General features: G+C 63.5%; 1 protein-coding gene. It reads left to right on the top strand.

The annotated features are described in order from the left end of the window. Positions 1 to 219, top strand: a 219-nt coding sequence (locus FLV34_RS40075) for a ricin-type beta-trefoil lectin domain protein (protein ID WP_147945659.1), incomplete at both ends; no start/stop codon positions are given.

The following is a 219-nucleotide window of genomic DNA, read 5'->3' as shown; positions in this document are numbered from 1 at the left end:
TGCGTCGACGTGCCGAACGCCGGCACCACCAACGGCACCCAGGTCCAGCTGTGGGACTGCAACGGACAGACCAACCAGCGGTGGACGTACACCTCCGGCAAGCAGCTGCAGGTGTACGGCAACAAGTGCCTGGACGCGTACAACCAGGGCACCACGAACGGCACCCAGGTGATCATCTGGGACTGCAACGGCCAGACCAACCAGCAGTGGAACCTCAAC

The organism is Microbispora sp. CSR-4 (assembly GCF_008033685.1).
Taxonomy (GTDB): domain Bacteria; phylum Actinomycetota; class Actinomycetes; order Streptosporangiales; family Streptosporangiaceae; genus Microbispora.
The sequence above is the reverse complement of the archived record's forward strand: the minus strand, read 5'-3'. Positions and strand labels throughout refer to the sequence as shown.